General features: G+C 49.3%; 21 protein-coding genes and 1 pseudogene. 18 read left to right on the top strand and 4 right to left on the bottom strand.

All coding sequences use genetic code 11. The annotated features are described in order from the left end of the window. Positions 1–401: 401 nt before the first annotated feature. Positions 402–812, top strand: a complete 411-nt coding sequence (locus AXA67_08500; GenBank protein ID KXJ40806.1) for a hypothetical protein — start codon at positions 402–404, stop codon at positions 810–812. Positions 813–1,410: 598 nt separating this feature from the next. Here the strand turns inward: AXA67_08500 and AXA67_08495 are convergent. Next, positions 1,411–2,454, bottom strand: a complete 1,044-nt coding sequence (locus tag AXA67_08495) for a transcriptional regulator (protein ID KXJ40805.1) — start codon at positions 2,452–2,454, stop codon at positions 1,411–1,413. Between the two features lie 200 nt (positions 2,455–2,654). Between AXA67_08495 and AXA67_08490 the strand changes: the two genes are divergently transcribed. The 6 genes from AXA67_08490 (at position 2,655) to AXA67_08465 (ending at position 5,195) form a co-directional block, all read left to right on the top strand. Continuing rightward, positions 2,655–3,089: a PIN domain protein gene (locus tag AXA67_08490; protein KXJ40804.1), complete on the top strand. Its 435-nt coding sequence runs from the start codon at positions 2,655–2,657 to the stop codon at positions 3,087–3,089. After that, positions 3,086–3,304: a hypothetical protein gene (locus AXA67_08485; protein KXJ40803.1), complete on the top strand. Its 219-nt coding sequence runs from the start codon at positions 3,086–3,088 to the stop codon at positions 3,302–3,304. Before AXA67_08490 ends, AXA67_08485 begins: the two co-directional genes overlap by 4 nt. Positions 3,305–3,569: 265 nt before the next feature. Next, positions 3,570–4,019, top strand: coding sequence for an NUDIX hydrolase (locus AXA67_08480; GenBank protein ID KXJ40802.1), 450 nt, complete (start codon positions 3,570–3,572; stop codon positions 4,017–4,019). Then, on the top strand, positions 4,012–4,422 hold the full coding sequence (locus tag AXA67_08475; GenBank protein KXJ40801.1) for a hypothetical protein: 411 nt from the start codon (positions 4,012–4,014) through the stop codon (positions 4,420–4,422). Before AXA67_08480 ends, AXA67_08475 begins: the two co-directional genes overlap by 8 nt. Positions 4,423–4,488: 66 nt before the next feature. Then, positions 4,489–4,878 (top strand): hypothetical protein, encoded by a 390-nt coding sequence (locus AXA67_08470; GenBank protein ID KXJ40800.1) that lies wholly within the window; start codon positions 4,489–4,491, stop codon positions 4,876–4,878. Between the two features lie 29 nt (positions 4,879–4,907). Continuing rightward, entirely contained in the window at positions 4,908–5,195 is a 288-nt protein-coding gene (locus tag AXA67_08465; GenBank protein ID KXJ40799.1) for a hypothetical protein, read from the top strand. A 153-nt stretch (positions 5,196–5,348) separates the two neighbouring features. On the opposite strand, the gene smpB is transcribed toward AXA67_08465, so the two are convergent. Further along, entirely contained in the window at positions 5,349–5,828 is a 480-nt protein-coding gene (smpB, locus tag AXA67_08460) for an SsrA-binding protein (protein KXJ40798.1), read from the bottom strand. Between the two features lie 115 nt (positions 5,829–5,943). Between smpB and AXA67_08455 the strand changes: the two genes are divergently transcribed. The 3 genes and pseudogenes from AXA67_08455 to AXA67_08445 all read left to right on the top strand — a co-directional run bounded on the left by AXA67_08455 (position 5,944) and on the right by AXA67_08445 (position 7,998). Beyond that, positions 5,944–7,299, top strand: coding sequence for a transporter (locus tag AXA67_08455; GenBank protein ID KXJ40797.1), 1,356 nt, complete (start codon positions 5,944–5,946; stop codon positions 7,297–7,299). Then, a pseudogene (locus AXA67_08450) lies at positions 7,296–7,727 on the top strand (cyclase). The gene AXA67_08455 and the pseudogene AXA67_08450 overlap by 4 nt, the downstream one beginning before the upstream one ends. Further along, positions 7,720–7,998 carry a hypothetical protein gene (locus AXA67_08445; protein KXJ40796.1) on the top strand — a complete coding sequence of 93 codons (279 nt, stop codon included), beginning with the start codon at positions 7,720–7,722 and terminating at the stop codon, positions 7,996–7,998. The pseudogene AXA67_08450 and the gene AXA67_08445 overlap by 8 nt, the downstream one beginning before the upstream one ends. A 10-nt stretch (positions 7,999–8,008) precedes the next feature. On the opposite strand, the gene AXA67_08440 is transcribed toward AXA67_08445, so the two are convergent. Further along, positions 8,009–8,431 (bottom strand): hypothetical protein, encoded by a 423-nt coding sequence (locus AXA67_08440; GenBank protein KXJ40795.1) that lies wholly within the window; start codon positions 8,429–8,431, stop codon positions 8,009–8,011. Positions 8,432–8,522: 91 nt separating this feature from the next. On the opposite strand from AXA67_08440, the gene AXA67_08435 reads away from it, so the two are divergent. Genes AXA67_08435 through AXA67_08425 form a run of 3 tightly spaced genes read left to right on the top strand, consistent with a single transcriptional unit; the run spans position 8,523 to position 10,884 of the window. After that, a complete protein-coding gene (locus AXA67_08435) occupies positions 8,523–8,942 on the top strand; it encodes a Fur family transcriptional regulator (GenBank protein KXJ40807.1) in 420 nt (139 codons plus the stop codon). Between the two features lie 9 nt (positions 8,943–8,951). After that, a complete protein-coding gene (locus AXA67_08430; GenBank protein ID KXJ40794.1) occupies positions 8,952–10,199 on the top strand; it encodes a cell division protein FtsX in 1,248 nt (415 codons plus the stop codon). Continuing rightward, on the top strand, positions 10,192–10,884 hold the full coding sequence (locus AXA67_08425; GenBank protein ID KXJ40793.1) for a lipoprotein ABC transporter ATP-binding protein: 693 nt from the start codon (positions 10,192–10,194) through the stop codon (positions 10,882–10,884). Before AXA67_08430 ends, AXA67_08425 begins: the two co-directional genes overlap by 8 nt. Here AXA67_08425 and AXA67_08420 read toward each other — a convergent pair. Continuing rightward, positions 10,860–11,405: an ATP-binding protein gene (locus AXA67_08420; GenBank protein ID KXJ40792.1), complete on the bottom strand. Its 546-nt coding sequence runs from the start codon at positions 11,403–11,405 to the stop codon at positions 10,860–10,862. The genes AXA67_08425 and AXA67_08420 overlap by 25 nt on opposite strands. A gap of 338 nt (positions 11,406–11,743) precedes the next feature. Between AXA67_08420 and AXA67_08415 the strand changes: the two genes are divergently transcribed. The 5 genes from AXA67_08415 to AXA67_08395 are packed head-to-tail and all read left to right on the top strand — an operon-like array spanning position 11,744 to position 15,074. Beyond that, positions 11,744–13,900, top strand: coding sequence for a hypothetical protein (locus AXA67_08415; protein ID KXJ40791.1), 2,157 nt, complete (start codon positions 11,744–11,746; stop codon positions 13,898–13,900). Beyond that, the gene (locus tag AXA67_08410) at positions 13,897–14,097 is read left to right on the top strand and encodes a hypothetical protein (protein ID KXJ40790.1); all 201 of its coding nucleotides are present in this window, start codon (positions 13,897–13,899) and stop codon (positions 14,095–14,097) included. Before AXA67_08415 ends, AXA67_08410 begins: the two co-directional genes overlap by 4 nt. Positions 14,098–14,112: 15 nt before the next feature. Further along, positions 14,113–14,310 carry a hypothetical protein gene (locus tag AXA67_08405; protein KXJ40789.1) on the top strand — a complete coding sequence of 66 codons (198 nt, stop codon included), beginning with the start codon at positions 14,113–14,115 and terminating at the stop codon, positions 14,308–14,310. Then, complete coding sequence (locus AXA67_08400; GenBank protein KXJ40788.1) at positions 14,307–14,486, top strand: hypothetical protein; 180 nt, start codon at positions 14,307–14,309, stop codon at positions 14,484–14,486. The genes AXA67_08405 and AXA67_08400 overlap by 4 nt, the downstream gene beginning before the upstream one ends. A 45-nt stretch (positions 14,487–14,531) precedes the next feature. Beyond that, positions 14,532–15,074 carry a hypothetical protein gene (locus tag AXA67_08395; GenBank protein KXJ40787.1) on the top strand — a complete coding sequence of 181 codons (543 nt, stop codon included), beginning with the start codon at positions 14,532–14,534 and terminating at the stop codon, positions 15,072–15,074. Positions 15,075–15,162: the final 88 nt, after the last annotated feature.

The following is a 15,162-nucleotide window of genomic DNA, read 5'->3' as shown; positions in this document are numbered from 1 at the left end:
CCTGATCGTGAGTGGGGAAATCGCGCCAAGGCGCATCGACTATGGTTGACTGAGCTCCCCCTGAAAGCAGGATCGAACTTGAAGTGCGTTCATCAGGCCCCGAGGGTCTGCAATGGCGCTCGGCCCAAGGAAATCAAAACAGATAAAAAGCGCTTTATGATCAACGAAGAAAGACAAAACTCATGATAATGAACGCTGATCTACCCGATCAAAACGTCCGGTTCATCCAGGTTGATGGCACAAAGTCAACAATTTCCTTCGACAATCCACCCCTGCCACAATACAATCCCCTATAAATAGCAAGCCGTGGTGACGGCATAGTCCAACAGACATGTATCTGCCATGCTGCGCACGGCAGATAAAATGCTTATATGTTATACGAAAAGAGAGCATGACCGAGTATGTTTGAATTTTTAATTGCAACTGGAAAAGTTGGTGTAATCGGTATTTGCGCTGTCTTTGTTGTTGTATTCCTTCTGGCTGAACCGGGCAAAGAAATCTCTTTCTGGGGAATTAAATTCCATAAAAAATATCGCATCCGAAATACTCTGAACTGGAGGCGTATTCCAAAACCTATACCGTATGAGTGGAAAATTGTGTTGCGCGCATTTTCAAACCTCGATGAGCATCATATCCATGAATCAAGGCTGTATGAAGAAACAAAACGACTAAATGATTTTACAGAGCTTAAAACAAGAGATATTTGTTCTGAAATGAAAAAATATGGCTTAATAAAGCACATCGCAAACTATGTTTCCCTCACTGAAAGGGCTTTGCCCTTAGTAAATAATCTTGATGAACACAAAGCGTAGTAGAATTCGTATAACATCTATATGACCGCCTCTTGTCAATAGGCAAAACGAATTTTTCTCCGAAATAATCGGATTTTTAAAATATACGCTTTGTCGTTTCTGCTGCCTTAACTTTTCCTTATTGCGTCAGGCCGTGCCTGCGCACACAAATTTGACAGGATCAAATTTGGACAGCTAGCTGCCCGAAGGGTGAGCAACAGGGATGTTGCGAATCAAACTCTATCGAGCATCTATCCCACGAGTTTGAAGCGATGTTATTCGTTTTAAACCGTGAGACTGCGAAGACGCCAGCCGAAGCCTTTTCGTCCCCGCGTACTAGAAATTCATCGGTTACCCTGGCGGTTGTCTTTTCAAAGGGTCGGGCTCACTTCATGTGTCCAGTTATCTTACAGTTCAAACCCCAGGGGCAGTCACGAGCAAACCGTATTCAGGATGAGCCGTCCGTCTTTGTCTATTCAAAGCAAGGCGCTTGGCCTTGGGCCTGAAAAGATCATTCGAGGTCAAAGCCTCCTTCAGAGTGCGATCTTTGGTTTCAGTTCAGGCACATCAGAGACAGTTATGCATTAGAGCTCAAACACGGACGACTCAAAATCATCATTCAGGCATTAAAAAAATACTTTTCATCAAAGGCATCTTTGCGTTTTATGACAAAATACACGGCGCGGCCCAGCTTGTGCGTCAGGATGGCCATGGCTTTGCCCTTGCCATGCTTTTTCTCCAGTTTGGCTACATAAGCCTTGGCCCTGTCACTTTCGCGCAGGAATAGGCACATCGCTTCCGAAAATGCCCACTTCAAATGGGGATTGCCGATTTTGCCCCCGCCGTAACCATAAAGCTTGCCGGCCGATTCCTGGCTGCATTTGACCAGCCTGGCGTAAGAAGCAAAGGATTGCACGCTTGGAAACCGGTCAATATCGCCAATTTCATACAGAATCGTCAGCGCCAGCACCTTTCCAATGCCGGGAACCGTTTGCAAGCGATAGTAAGTACGCGGATCAAACGCCTTGGTTTTGCGGACAATGTAGTTTTCCAGCTGCGTGATTTCTTGTTGCAGGTGATCGGCCACCGACAGATCCACCTCGATATTCTTGCGCACGTCAGGATCGGAAAACAGGGTTTCAATCCCTGCCCGGTTGCCTTGTTTGTTGATATTCTTCTGAAAAAATTCGGCGTTATATTGATAATGGGTCAGCTTGATATGCGCCAGGACTTCACTGCGCATCCGCACCAGCATGCGCCGGCGCCGCAGTAAATCCCGCGTGGGCCGTAACTCGTAAGGGTACACATAGGCCAAGGGGAAATTCCCGCCTTTAATCAGCCGCGCGATTTTCTCCGAATCAATCTTGTCGCTCTTGGCCTTGCCGCCATGAATCGCCTTCATATACAAGGCATGGCCCAGAATGAACTTGATCTTTTCCCGAAGGCAAAGATCCGCCAACCAGTACCAGGAGAACATGCATTCGGCACCTACCACCAAGTCCCCGCGAAACGGCTTGATCGCCTTGAGGAAGGGGTTCGGCTTGGCCGGGAGATTACTATGCAAGACGATCTCGCCGGCGTGATTCAAAATGCATAAGTACATAGTTTTGGTATGCAAATCAACGCCACAGACATATTGATGGGTTTGGGTGTAAAATCTCATTTGATCGCCTCCTCTGTTTGATGCATTGACATCGTACACTTCATTCGAAGCTTGGATAGTGGCCTGTCCACTAAGCCCGTTTATCAGGGGAGGCGGTCATGAATAAGTATCAAAAGCATCCAGCCGACGCCAAAAAACGGCGCGCCTGATGCTTAGCGTTCGGTGAAAAAAAGCAGCCCGTAGGTAATCACGAAATTCAAATGAAAATATATCTCGATAATTGCTGCTTCAACCGTCCTTATGATGATCAGTCTCACCTTCGCATCCGATTGGAAGCAGAAGCCAAGCTGAAAATACAAGAAGACATTAGGAATGGAGATTTTCAACTTGTGTGGTCCTATATATTGGACTATGAGAATGGAAAGAACCCTTTCAGAGAGCGCAGGGAACAAATAGCAAAATGGAGAAAATATGCAACAGATGATGTCCTAGAAAGCGAAAGCGTTCTGGGATTGGCCAGCATATTACTTGAGAAAGGAATTAGAAAGATAGATTCGTTGCATGTTGCCTGTGCAATACAAGCTGGCGCTGATTTCTTCTTGACGACAGATGATGGAATTCTAAAAAAAGCCACATTGGTTGAACAAATACATGTTACTGATCCAATTGGGTTTATTAAAGAGATAGAGAAATGATTACAGATACAGAAATAAAATCTAAAGGCCTTCAGTTACTTGCACGTTATCTCGGAGATGTCGAGGCAGAGCGTTTTGTAGCGCTTATTCAGCGTGAGCCGTTTGATTACACCAAATGGCGTCAAGATATGGATATGGATGATAATTTGAGCCTGGAAGAAATCAGCCGAAAGGCAATGGCTCAGAGAGAAAAAAACACCGAACAAGGCGCTTAACTCGGACTGCCTCAGTCGCTGGCGCTTCTTCGGCAGCCGGTTAGCGCAACGTTGAACTAAACCGCTTCGCGGTAGCTTTTTCGCCATCTCCATAGATTTCCCATTCACTGACGGTTTGTCGGACACTCGTTGTGACCGCTTTTGGTCGCGATTAGAGGAGAAGTACGATGACAGCGGTGTTTGTCAACATAGTTGTCATTTTTTCCTTTCAATTTTCTCATCATACTCATACCATTTTTCTTAACCGGAATCCTCGGGAGATCTCATGGGCAGACCCACAACCCCGCTGCTGGCCGCAGATGTCATTATCGAGTTATTAGATCGTTCAGGTAGACGCATTGTTTTGATTGAACGGAAAAATCCCCCCTACGGGTGGGCGATACCTGGAGGATTTGTAGATGTTGGCGAAACCGTAGAACACGCAGCGATTCGAGAAGCGAAAGAGGAAACAGGGCTGGACGTGGAACTCAAATTCTTGTTGGGCCTGTATTCCGATCCACGACGAGATCCGAGAGGCCATACAGTGACGGCAGTCTATGTGGGAGAAGCAAGCGGGGAACCTAAGGCTGCCGATGATGCCAAAAATATAACGATTGTGGCTTTAAATAATTTGCCTTCGCCATTGGCATTTGATCATCAACAAGTATTGGCCGATTACATGAATTTCCTCAAAACAGGTCAACTCGCGCCATTAAGACCTAAAGGCTATGGCTAATTCTCCAGGCCTGACCATTGGCAGGCTGGCCAAGCAAGCAGGGGTGAATGTGGAAACCATTCGCTATTACCAGCGTCTGGGAATCCTGGAAACCCCGCCCAAACCGGCTTTTGGCACTCGCACATATGCGCCTGAAGTGGTGAGGAAGCTGCGTTTTATCAAACGCGCCCAGGCGATGGGTTTTACCTTAAGGGAAATTGGCGAATTACTGGATCTAGATGGCGCTTCCTGTGAGTCAGTGCAAAAAATGGCGCAATCTAAACTGGCAACCATTGAGGAAAAAATTCGCAGCCTTCAAGATATGCGCCAAATTCTGGAGCAAACCCTGCAAGTCTGCCGCTCGGGGGATCAACCAGGATGCTTTCTTCTGGAAAAGCTGTTAGAGATGCGGGAGGATACTTGACAACGTACCCAACTACGGTATGTACAATATTTATTGAACCTAAATCCTAACCAAACGAGGCGTCTTATGACTGAAAAAGCCAGGCAATTGGAACAAACCAAGGGTAGTGCATTGCCGGGATGGCTGAATTGGACCGCCGCGTTGGCAGCCATTGGCGCATCAGTATGTTGCGTGGGCCCATTCGTGCTGGTGTTACTCGGTATCGGCGGGGGGTGGATGAGCACGTTGGTTGCGTTTTCACCTTACCGTCCTTTTTTTATTGGCATTACCTTGATGTTGCTCGGTTGGGCTTTTTACAAACTGTATGTGGTAAAGCCCTGTACGGAAGGGCAGGCGTGCTCGGTTCCACTTGTCCGCAAGCGGCAAAGAATCATTTTTTGGGTGGTGACTGTTTTTATTGTGGGGTTAATTACCTTTCCTTGGTATGCCCCTTGGTTTTTAGAACGAATTGGCTAAGGAGAAAACAAGTGATACGTAATTTGGCAATGATTTTAGTATTGGCGGCTGCTTTGGTGGAAATTCCAGCTCAAGCTACCGTTCCAGAAGCTCAAAAGAGTGTACACAAAGTAACATTGACAGTCGGTAACCTCACTTGTGCCATGTGTAAATACACAGTAGAAAATGCATTAAAAAAAGTGGATGGCGTGCAATCGGCGCAAGTGGATATGGAAAAAAGCATTGCCGTGGTGGTATTCGACCCCGCTAAAACGGACGTTGAAAAACTTGTTGAGGCAGTGACAAATGCAGGTTATCCGGCCACAGTCAAACAATGATTTGCCGGTCAATTCTACACGGCTAAGGTGCTGGGGAATTGCTTCCTTGGATGATGGCGGCATGGGCGGTCGCCATCAAGACCTCAGGAAAGAGTTTATGATGTACCATGGAATACCCCGGTAAAACCTTAATAAAGGCATGAACAGCTTTCTTTAAACAGCAGTTTTCAACAACCGCTGTTTCTCCCGTTGCCAATCCCGCTCTTTTTCGGTAGCGCGCTTGTCGTGCAGTTTTTTGCCCTTTGCCAGTCCTATCTCTAGTTTTACCAGATTTTTTTTCCAATATAGCTTGAGTGGCACCAGGGTATAGCCACGGCGTTCGACATGGCCGATCAATTTGTTTAATTCTTGTTTTTTCAACAACAGTTTGCGGGTTCGGGTTGGGTCAGGATTGATATGGGTGGAAGCGGAAGGCAAGGGAGAAATATGGGCGCCGAATAGCCAAGCTTCGCCGTTTTTGATAAGCACATAACTCTCTTTCAAATTGACCCGGCCGGCTCTCAGGCTTTTTACTTCCCAACCTTCCAGCACCAACCCGGCCTCGAAAGTTTCTTCGATAAAATAGTCATGCTGTGCCTGGCGGTTGACTGCAATGACATTGCCTGCTGTTTTTTTCTTTTTTTTACTGGCCATGGGATGGAATGAAGACTGACTGAATCGTTGGGGTTTGCTATTTTATCCTACTTTGTCTTTTGGCAAGGATGTTTTCAAGAATGGATGTCCGTTAGGAAGATTTGAAGGGGAAGTCATGTCAAAGAAAAGGGAAAGCCATACTCAGTGGTCGTCCTGGCTGCTGTTTGTGTTGGCGGCCACTGGTTCGGCGATTGGGCTGGGAAATATTTGGAAGTTTCCCTACATCGCGGGTCAAAATGGCGGTAGTGCTTTTGTTCTGGTATATCTGGCCTGTGTCATAGGTATGGGAATTCCCATGTTGATGGCGGAAACCATGATTGGTCGCCAGGGGCGTTTAAATCCTTTGGATGGGATGGCGGTAGTGGCGAAGGAGTCCGGAGCAAGCCTCCATTGGCGCTGGTTGGGCGGTCTGGGAATAGGATTGGGCTTTTTGATTTTAAGCTATTACAGCGTTATTGCAGGTTGGACCATTGCCTATATCGTGAAAATGGCTGCTGGAGTCTTCCTGGATAAAGATGCTCAGGCAATTGGTAAGGTGTTTGCGGAATTGGTAGCCAATCCCTGGCGGCTGATTTTTTGGCATTCGGTGTTTATGACAGCCACCATGGGTATTGTGGCGCGAGGCGTGCAAGGGGGACTGGAAAAAGCGGTGGAGTGGCTGACCCCCGCGCTTTTCATTATCCTCTTCATCTTGGTGGGCTATGCCGTGAGTGCGGGAGATTTCCAAAGGGGTCTGCGATTTTTATTTTATCCGGACTTTAGCCGCTTAACCGGGGCAAGCGTGCTGACTGCGATGGGACATGCATTTTTTTCTCTGAGTATCGGCATGGGGGCCATGATGATTTATGGTTCTTACCTTCCTGAAAATGTTTCTATTGCCAAAACTTCTTTTATTATTGCCGCAGCGGATACTTCCGTGGCATTGCTGGCGGGGCTGGCTATTTTTCCTTTGGTTTTTGCCAATCAATTAGAACCTGCAACCGGTCCGGGCTTGATATTTCAGACCCTGCCCCTGGCATTTTCGCAAATGCCTTTGGGCGCCTTATTTGGCACCTTGTTTTTTGTATTGCTGGCGTTTGCCGCGCTTTCATCCTCTATTTCATTGTTGGAACCGGCAGTGGCCTGGCTGGTTGAAGACCATGATTTCAGCCGTATAAAGGCATGTTTGGCTTGTGGTTTTGTCTGTTGGTTTGTTGGGCTGGGAACGGTGTTTTCATTTAATCTCTGGCGTCATTGGACCCTTTTCGACAAAAATTTTTTTGATCTTTTGGATTTTTTCACGTCAAACCTCATGTTGCCCGTCAGTGGCATATTGTTGGTGATTTTTGCCAGTTGGATAATGAAACCCGAAGTTAGCCGCTGCGAATTGGCCACCGATCCTAATTTCTTTAAGTTCTGGTGGTTCTTGAGCCGATATGTGGCGCCTGCTGCGGTTGGGATGATTCTGCTGAATGGCATTGGAGTGTTATGAAGTCAGTTCATAAAAGCGCGTTGGTGAGGTACCCTGCGGAAGTTTTGTTTGGGATTGTGGATGATATTGAATCTTATCCGCAATTTCTTCCCTGGTGCCGGTCTGCCAGGATTTTGATGCGCCAAGGGGATATCGTCGAGGCGGAATTGGAAGTGGCCCGGGGCGGCTTTCAAAAATCTTTTGCCACCCGTAACTTTAACGTGCCTGGCCGTGAGATTCGCATGACATTGCTACAAGGGCCGTTTGAACATCTCGAAGGGGTATGGCGGTTTTAGCCCCTGCGGGAGGATGCCAGTAAAATCAGCCTGGATTTGGAATTTGAAATGACTTCCCGGCTCGGCGGATTGGCATTTGGCACGGTATTCAATCAAATCTGCGACAGCATGGTGGGTGCGTTTACCCAAAGGGTTAAGGATTTGCATGGCTGATATTGTCGAAGTTGCCTACGGGCACGCGGAGCGCCAGTGGCTGATTCAAGTCCGCTATAAAAAAGGGATGACGATACAATCAGCTATTCAGCAGAGTGGCCTGCCGCAAGAGATTTCCTCCCTTGATTTGAGTGAATGCAAGGTTGGAATTTTTGGTCAACTCGGCCAGCTCGACCAAGCAGTACAGCCAGGGGATCGGGTGGAAATCTACCGTCCGTTGCTAATGGACCCGAAGCAGGCCCGGCGGCAACGGGCGCGGAACAAAATTTAAGTGATGTTTGTTATCCAAACATCCAACGGAAAAAATCCCCGATAATTTGAAAAATGCCTCTTTCGATTTTGCGGGGTGGTACGTCCACCGTTACAATGTCCGGCGTTTCGAGCCCGGGTTTGGGTTGCGGGTGAAAATCACCCTGCAGGCCGGCCAGTTGCTGGTCCCTGAACAATAAGGTTAGATGCTGCAGTTCCATGGCTTTACCGCCTTTTTGAAAGCTATAAACATAATCCCAACGGTTTGGATGAAATGGATCCATCAGTAAAGGCGTGCCCATGACATAGCGGACCTGGTCTGGATTCATCCCTGGCTTGAGTTGGTCAACCTGGCTTTGCGAGACGATATTTCCCTGCTGGATGTCGATTTTATAGACACAACCAGTTAAAACCAGACTTGCAAAGTAGGTAATAATAATGAGATGCTTTCCCATTGATTGCCTTTTTGTTCATTATCGAATGGGTCAACATGATAATCCATAGACCATTGCAATGCATGTATTGCCAGTATTAAAGGAGCGGCTGGTGGAAACGCAAGATCTGAGGAATGTGGGGTTAAAGGTCACCTTGCCCCGGATGAAAATTCTGGAAATCCTGGAAAAAAAGCAGGGCGATCAACGGCATTTAAGCGCTGAAGATGTCTATAAAATTCTACTGGATGAGGGCGAAAAAATCGGTTTGGCGACGGTTTACCGGGTCTTGACCCAATTTGAAGCCGCGGGATTGGTGCGGCGGCATCATTTTGAAGGAGGCAATTCGGTCTTTGAGTTGAATCGAGGCGGTCATCACGATCACATTGTCTGTATCAAATGCGGTCGGGTTGACGAATTCACCGATGACGATATTGAAAAAAGGCAGAAAAAAATAGCCTCCAAACTGAAATACGAGCTAAAAGACCACAGTCTGATTCTGTACGGCATCTGTCCCCATTGCCAAGGAAGCTAATCTCCATACATGTTTAAACCCCTGACTTTGTATATCGCCCTGCGCTATACGCGGGCTAAAAAGCGCACGCATTTTATTTCCTTTATCACGCTCACCTCTATTCTGGGAATAGCATTAGGGGTAACGGCGTTGATTACCGTTCTTTCTGTGATGAACGGTTTTGAATCGGAATTGCGCCAGCGGATTCTGGGCATGACCTCCCATGCCTCCATCACCAGTTTTGATAGTCGCCTGCAAAATTGGCGGTTGTTGGCGGCAAGGCTTAAAAATTATCCTCATATCCTGGGGACGGCGCCCTTTGTGGAAGGACAGGTGATGATCACCGCGGATCGCAGGGTTTCCGGCAGTATGCTGCGGGGGATATTGCCGGAACGCGAACACCAGGTTTCAGAAGTGGTCAAGCACATTAAAAAGGGTGATCTGTCCGCCTTGAAACCAGGCGCTTACGGCATCATTTTGGGATCGGAGCTGGCGCGCTATCTTGGCGTTTGGCAAGGCGATAAAATCACTGTTATCACCCCCCAGGTTACCACGACCCCAGCGGGAATTTTGCCCCGGCTGAAGCGCTTTACCGTCGTGGGTATCTTTGAAGTGGGCATGTATGAATATGACCGCAACATGGCCCTGGTTCATCTGAAGGATGCCGCCAAATTATTGCGTTTGGGAAATGCGGTTTCCGGTCTCCGTTTGAAATTGGATGATGTTTTTATCGCCCCCCAATTAGCCCGCGAGCTGACTCTGAAACTGGGCGGGCGTTATTTTGTAACTGACTGGACCAAACTCCACAGCAATTTTTTCAAAGCCATTCAAATGGAAAAGCGGGTAATGTTTATCATTCTGCTCTTGATTGTGGCCGTGGCGGCGTTCAATATTGTCTCCACACTGGTGATGGTGGTAACCGACAAACGCTCCGATATCGCCATTCTGCGAACCCAAGGGATGACTCCCGGCGCGGTGATGACCTTGTTCATTCAGCTGGGGGCCATTATCGGCCTGGTGGGCACTCTGGCGGGTGCCGTGGGCGGGGTGTTGCTGGCCTTGAATGTGGAAACCATCGTGCCAGCCATCGAGCGTCTGTTCGGCGTGCATTTTCTAGCGGCGGATGTCTATTACATCAGCGAACTGCCTTCGGAATTGCATTGGCGCGATGTCTATCAAATCTCTGTCATGGCGTTTGCGCTTTCCTTGTTGGCAACTCTGTATCCCGCCTGGCAAGCTTCCAAGGTGAAGCCCGCCGAGGAGCTACGCTATGAATGATCCGGTGTTAGCCTGTTACGGGCTGAAGAAACACTTCCGCGAAGGGCCTTTGCAAGTGGATGTTTTGCGGGGCATTGATCTGGAAGTCGCGGAAGGACAGAGAATTGCCATCATGGGCGCCTCTGGATCCGGTAAGAGCACCTTGCTCCATGTATTGGGCGGGTTGGATTCCGTCAGTGGCGGTAAAGTGGTTTGGGGTGGCGTCGATATTGCGACCTTGAACGAGCGCCGGTTGAGCCGAATGCGTAACCGAACGTTAGGCTTTGTCTATCAATTCCATCATCTCCTGCCGGAGTTCACCCTGTTGGAAAATGTGGCCATGCCCTTGATTATCGGTGGGGATAGCGTTGCGGGCGCGAAACAAAGGGCATTGGCGCTGCTGACTAAAGTGGGTTTGGAGGAAAGATTGGCCCACAAGCCGGGTGAAGTCTCCGGTGGGGAGCGCCAGCGGGCTGCGGTGGCCCGGGCATTGGTCACCCAACCCAAGTGTGTGTTGGCCGATGAGCCTACCGGCAATCTGGACAGTAAAACCGCGGCTAGAGTGTACCAATTGATGCTATCGCTCAATCAAGAATATGGCATCAGCTTTTTGGTCGTCACCCACGACCGGAAATTGGCGGAGAAAATGGATAAAGTGCTTTATCTCGAGGATGGGAAACTTTATCCGCTGGTTCCCGATGATTGAGATTGCGCTCCCCGTTCATGCCGGCGCTTTTGCCAACGTTTCATGACGGATAACCGCCACAACAGCCGAATCCCCAAATAGCCTACCGCGGCAAGCAATGTCCCTAAAATCAAACTTCCCAATAGCAGGGGCCACCAAATATCCCCCAATTCGTGCAATGCGCCGCCCAGGGTAAAAACGTCTGGCGAGATTTCGTTGGTAGTGCCCAGCACAAAGGCGCCTACTTTATAAGCGAGATAAAACATGCCGGGCATGGTCAGAGGGTTGGTAATCCAGACCAAAATAACGGAAATGGGCAGATTTGCCCCCACCAAAAATGCCAAGGCCGCGGCCACAACCATTTGCCCTGGAATGGGTAAATACATAGTAAAAAATCCCACTGCAAAAGCGAGGGCAACGGAGCGGCGATTTAAGTGCCAAAGGTTAGGGTTGTGTAAATGTTCTCCGAGGAACTGCAGGCGTTTATGTTCCTTAAAAGTATTGTGATGAGGAAGATAACGTTGGATAAATTTCTTCGGCATATCAAAAAATTTCTTATCTCGGCAAACTATGATTGTATGGGGGACTTGGAAAAAAGTCACCCAGCAAATTTATCAAGTTTTCGGAACCTGTGTTGATATTGTGTCTGTTACCCATCGTAAAGATGGCAACGGGCATTCAGTTTTTTAATTCAGAGTTACCCTTGCATTGTAGCATTTTAAATTCATGTTTTAAGCTTTGAACATTGACGTTTATCCTTGGTTGTTTGGGCTTCCTTGTCGGAGGGCTGTTTTGTCATTGGCTGCCTGTCCCGCCCAGTCTTTCCATTATTTTACCGCTTGCCGTGGGGGCGGTGTTTTTAGTTGGTAGGCGATGGTATGTGGGGGCCTCGGTCATTTTGGGTTTCCTTTGGGTTGCCCTGATGGGCTTTTTGTTCTTCACGCCTTTTCCTCCTTCTCTCGAAGGCAAGGATCTATTCGTAGAAGGTGAAATTGAAGGATTGCCGGTCAGGGTCGAGCGGGGTTGGCGGTTTAATTTTCTTGTTTCCAGGCCCCTTGGCAATTTCGAGCTTCCAAGCAAGCTGCGATTGAGCTGGTATAACACAAAAACAAAACTGCAGGCAGGTGAAAGCTGGCGATTACAGGTGCGGCTAAAACGTCCCCATGGTTTTAGAAATCCAGGTGGATTTGATTATGAAAGATGGCTCTATGCCCATCGCATTGGCGCGACTGGCTATGTGCGCAATAGCGGTCACAATCAAAAACTGCAGCCAGGAGGGCCACTGGATCAATGGCGCCAAACGCTGGCTGATAGGTTGGATGCGCTGCTTCAAGACAGTCCGGTACAGGGTTTAATCAAAGCCTTGGTGGTTGGGGATAAAAGCAGCATCTCCCGGGCTCAATGGCAGATTTTAAGAACCACCGGCACCGCTCATTTGATGGCCATCTCGGGGCTTCATATCAGCTTGATTGCCGGCATGGCCTACGGGCTTTCCAGGAGAATATGGCTGCGCTGGGGCTATATCGGTATGCCTGCTGATCGGATTGCGGCTATCTCGGCAATGATGACAGCCACGTTATATTCCGCCTTGGCGGGATTTTCCATTCCCACCCAACGGGCCTTGATAATGGTTGGGGTGGCGTTGGCGGCACTGGTGCTGAGGCGAACCCTGCATCCCTTTCATGCCGTATTCATCGCCTTATTTGCCGTGTGTGTTTATGATCCCTGGGCGCCTTTGTCCATGGGTTTTTGGTTGTCTTTTAGCGCCGTGTTTTTGATTCTCTATGGTTTGGTCGGCCGTTTGCGCCGGCCCGGTCTGGTGACGGGATTCATCCAGGTACAATGGGTTTTGTGGCTGGCCCTGATGCCATTGGTGCTGATCTTTTTCAGCCAAGTCTCTTGGAGCGCACCCATTGCCAATAGCATTGCGGTGCCCGTGGTCGCGATCATAGTCTTGCCTTTATCCTTGTTGGGCAGCGCTTTGATGCTCTGGTTTCCCTTGCTGGGGCAAAAATTCTTGCAAGTGGCTGATTGGGTGCTTTCCAGATTATGGCATTGGCTGGTGTGGATTTCTGATTCCAGCCAGTTCAATTGGCCTGGAATTTTCTCTGAGACCTGGGTGATGATTTTCGCCGTCCCGGCCATTTTGTTACTACTCGCTCCCCGGGGAATGCCGGGGCGCTGGCTGGGTGGGGTAATGATGTTGCCGTTGCTGGGAATTTCACCCTCTCATCCCGCGCCTGGCGAAGCTTGGCTGACTTTATTGGATGTTGGGCAAGGTTTGGCCGCAGTCATTCAAACCCGAAATCATGTACTGCTTTACGATGCCGGCCCGCATTACAGTGAGCGTTTGGATGCCGGTAGGGACATTATCATCCCGTATCTTCGCCGCCAGGGAAGAACCCATCTGGATTTGGTCATTATCAGTCATGGCGATAACGATCACCGGGGTGGCCTGGCCGGGGTGATGGCACATTTCCCCTCCGAGATAATCACCAGCGATCCCAGCGTCCTCAAAACCCCTGCCAAACCTTGCCAGGCTGGACGGAAATGGCGCTGGGACGGCGTGCAATTTTCCATTCTTTGGCCAAAAGAATCCGGGCAACTGTCAGAAAATAATCGTTCCTGTGTATTGAAGGTGACCGCGGCCAAAGGCAGCTTTTTACTCCCCGGAGACCTGGAATCGTCAGGCGAAAACGCCTTGCTTTCCACCGCCAAGGATCAACTCAATGCCACGGTTTTGATTGCTCCCCATCATGGCAGCATTACCTCTTCCACGCCCGAATTTTTACAGGCAGTTCATCCCCACTGGATTTTGATTTCCAGCGGCTACCGCAACCGCTTCGGCTTTCCACATCCCAATATCATAAAGCGCTACCGGAAATCAGGCGCAAAGATTTGCAATACCGCTTTTAGCGGCGCGATTACCGTGCAATTGAAACCCAACGGGCAGGTAGTTACCCATGCCCGAGCGCATGATTTCAGCTCTTGGCGTATTCACCCGCCTGAAAAATGCCAGATTCCAACGTCTGGATGAAAATTAAGGCTAATGAGCCAATAGAATTTCGTGAGAAATCGAAATGGTGGTGGACAATCTGCAGGGTGCTGGTAGTCAGTATGCTCCCCGAATTTCTAACTGCTTTTGTTCCGTTCCCTCTGGAAGGCCAGCCGCCCCCAGCCTTTCTGATAGTGCCCTGCGTGATATTTCAGTATATTGCAGTACATTTACAGTAGCTTCTGGAAGGGAACATGGCCGCCACCAAGACCGCGACGCTGACCTTTCGGATCGATCCGGATCTGAAGGAAGCATTGCGCAGGGCAGCTCAAAAGGAACATCGCTCCATCGCCAACATGGTCGAAATGCTGATCCGTGACTACTGCGAGAAGAATGGTATAGCCATTTCAGGCTTCAACGAGGGCGAACGCGGTGGTGGGCGTTCGGCATGATCAAAACGGTTAAACAAGCCTGCCGTTTCAATCCCATCATCCAGGATTACCGGATGAGCTCCGGGATAGAGAGTCTGGCGGATCTGCTCGACGATGAGGGGGATGGCCGTGAGTTCTTCGCCCGGAATTTCGTCACCCACGGCATGGAGCAGCTCTTCCGGGAGGGCATGCTGTGACTCTCCGGAAAATCGGACCAGGCGGTATTCGAGCTCACCCAGGCGATGGGTGGCGGTAAAACCCACATGATGATCGCCTTGGGGCTATTGGCCCGCCATCCTGATCTTCGCCCCGAGGTTCTGCCTACCGATCTGACTGAGCGCATCCATTTCGGCGCGGCGCGTATCGCCGCGTTCAACGGCCGCAACAACCCGGACAACTACATCTGGGGTGAAATCGCCACCCAACTGGGTGCCAGCGAGGCGATCAAGGAGCATTGGGTCAATGGCCCCAAGGCCGTGGATCAAAGCAAGTGGAAGGAAATCATCGGCGACCAGCCGACCTTGATTCTTCTGGACGAGCTGCCGCCTTACCTGCAAAACGCAAGCACCCAGATGTTTGGTAAGGGCACCCTGGCCGATATGGTCGTGTACAGCCTCAGCGCATTGATGACCGCGGCCCTGGAACTGCCCAACTGCGCCATCGTCATCGCCAATCTCTCTGGAAGCTACAAGGCGCAAACCAAGGCATTGGCCGAAGCAGTTGACAACCTGCAACAGGAAACTCGTCGCCAGGCCATGACCATTACGCCTGTCCAACTGGCGTAATGTGGTCTAACTCCCACGGACACCCAGTTAAGGGATAATTTTTAAAAACTGAGGTGAGAGATGACAGTACGCAAGAAATATACGAAAG

This window comes from Methylothermaceae bacteria B42, assembly GCA_001566965.1.
In the GTDB taxonomy this organism is placed as follows: Bacteria; Pseudomonadota; Gammaproteobacteria; order Methylococcales; family Methylothermaceae; genus Methylohalobius.
This window is presented reverse-complemented; position numbering and strand designations above follow the sequence as displayed.

What these genes read in the sequence shown, in the direction of transcription:
- AXA67_08500 (KXJ40806.1), top strand. Translation starts at nt 402, where the DNA reads ATGTTTGAATTTTTAATTGCAACTGGAAAAGTTGGTGTAATCGGTATT.
- AXA67_08495 (KXJ40805.1), bottom strand. Translation starts at nt 2,454, where the DNA reads ATGAGATTTTACACCCAAACCCATCAATATGTCTGTGGCGTTGATTTG.
- AXA67_08490 (KXJ40804.1), top strand. Translation starts at nt 2,655, where the DNA reads ATGAAAATATATCTCGATAATTGCTGCTTCAACCGTCCTTATGATGAT.
- AXA67_08485 (KXJ40803.1), top strand. Translation starts at nt 3,086, where the DNA reads ATGATTACAGATACAGAAATAAAATCTAAAGGCCTTCAGTTACTTGCA.
- AXA67_08480 (KXJ40802.1), top strand. Translation starts at nt 3,570, where the DNA reads ATGGGCAGACCCACAACCCCGCTGCTGGCCGCAGATGTCATTATCGAG.
- AXA67_08475 (KXJ40801.1), top strand. Translation starts at nt 4,012, where the DNA reads ATGGCTAATTCTCCAGGCCTGACCATTGGCAGGCTGGCCAAGCAAGCA.
- AXA67_08470 (KXJ40800.1), top strand. Translation starts at nt 4,489, where the DNA reads ATGACTGAAAAAGCCAGGCAATTGGAACAAACCAAGGGTAGTGCATTG.
- AXA67_08465 (KXJ40799.1), top strand. Translation starts at nt 4,908, where the DNA reads ATGATTTTAGTATTGGCGGCTGCTTTGGTGGAAATTCCAGCTCAAGCT.
- smpB (KXJ40798.1), bottom strand. Translation starts at nt 5,828, where the DNA reads ATGGCCAGTAAAAAAAAGAAAAAAACAGCAGGCAATGTCATTGCAGTC.
- AXA67_08455 (KXJ40797.1), top strand. Translation starts at nt 5,944, where the DNA reads ATGTCAAAGAAAAGGGAAAGCCATACTCAGTGGTCGTCCTGGCTGCTG.
- AXA67_08445 (KXJ40796.1), top strand. Translation starts at nt 7,720, where the DNA reads ATGGCTGATATTGTCGAAGTTGCCTACGGGCACGCGGAGCGCCAGTGG.
- AXA67_08440 (KXJ40795.1), bottom strand. Translation starts at nt 8,431, where the DNA reads ATGGGAAAGCATCTCATTATTATTACCTACTTTGCAAGTCTGGTTTTA.
- AXA67_08430 (KXJ40794.1), top strand. Translation starts at nt 8,952, where the DNA reads ATGTTTAAACCCCTGACTTTGTATATCGCCCTGCGCTATACGCGGGCT.
- AXA67_08425 (KXJ40793.1), top strand. Translation starts at nt 10,192, where the DNA reads ATGAATGATCCGGTGTTAGCCTGTTACGGGCTGAAGAAACACTTCCGC.
- AXA67_08420 (KXJ40792.1), bottom strand. Translation starts at nt 11,405, where the DNA reads ATGCCGAAGAAATTTATCCAACGTTATCTTCCTCATCACAATACTTTT.
- AXA67_08410 (KXJ40790.1), top strand. Translation starts at nt 13,897, where the DNA reads ATGAAAATTAAGGCTAATGAGCCAATAGAATTTCGTGAGAAATCGAAA.
- AXA67_08405 (KXJ40789.1), top strand. Translation starts at nt 14,113, where the DNA reads ATGGCCGCCACCAAGACCGCGACGCTGACCTTTCGGATCGATCCGGAT.
- AXA67_08400 (KXJ40788.1), top strand. Translation starts at nt 14,307, where the DNA reads ATGATCAAAACGGTTAAACAAGCCTGCCGTTTCAATCCCATCATCCAG.
- AXA67_08395 (KXJ40787.1), top strand. Translation starts at nt 14,532, where the DNA reads ATGGGTGGCGGTAAAACCCACATGATGATCGCCTTGGGGCTATTGGCC.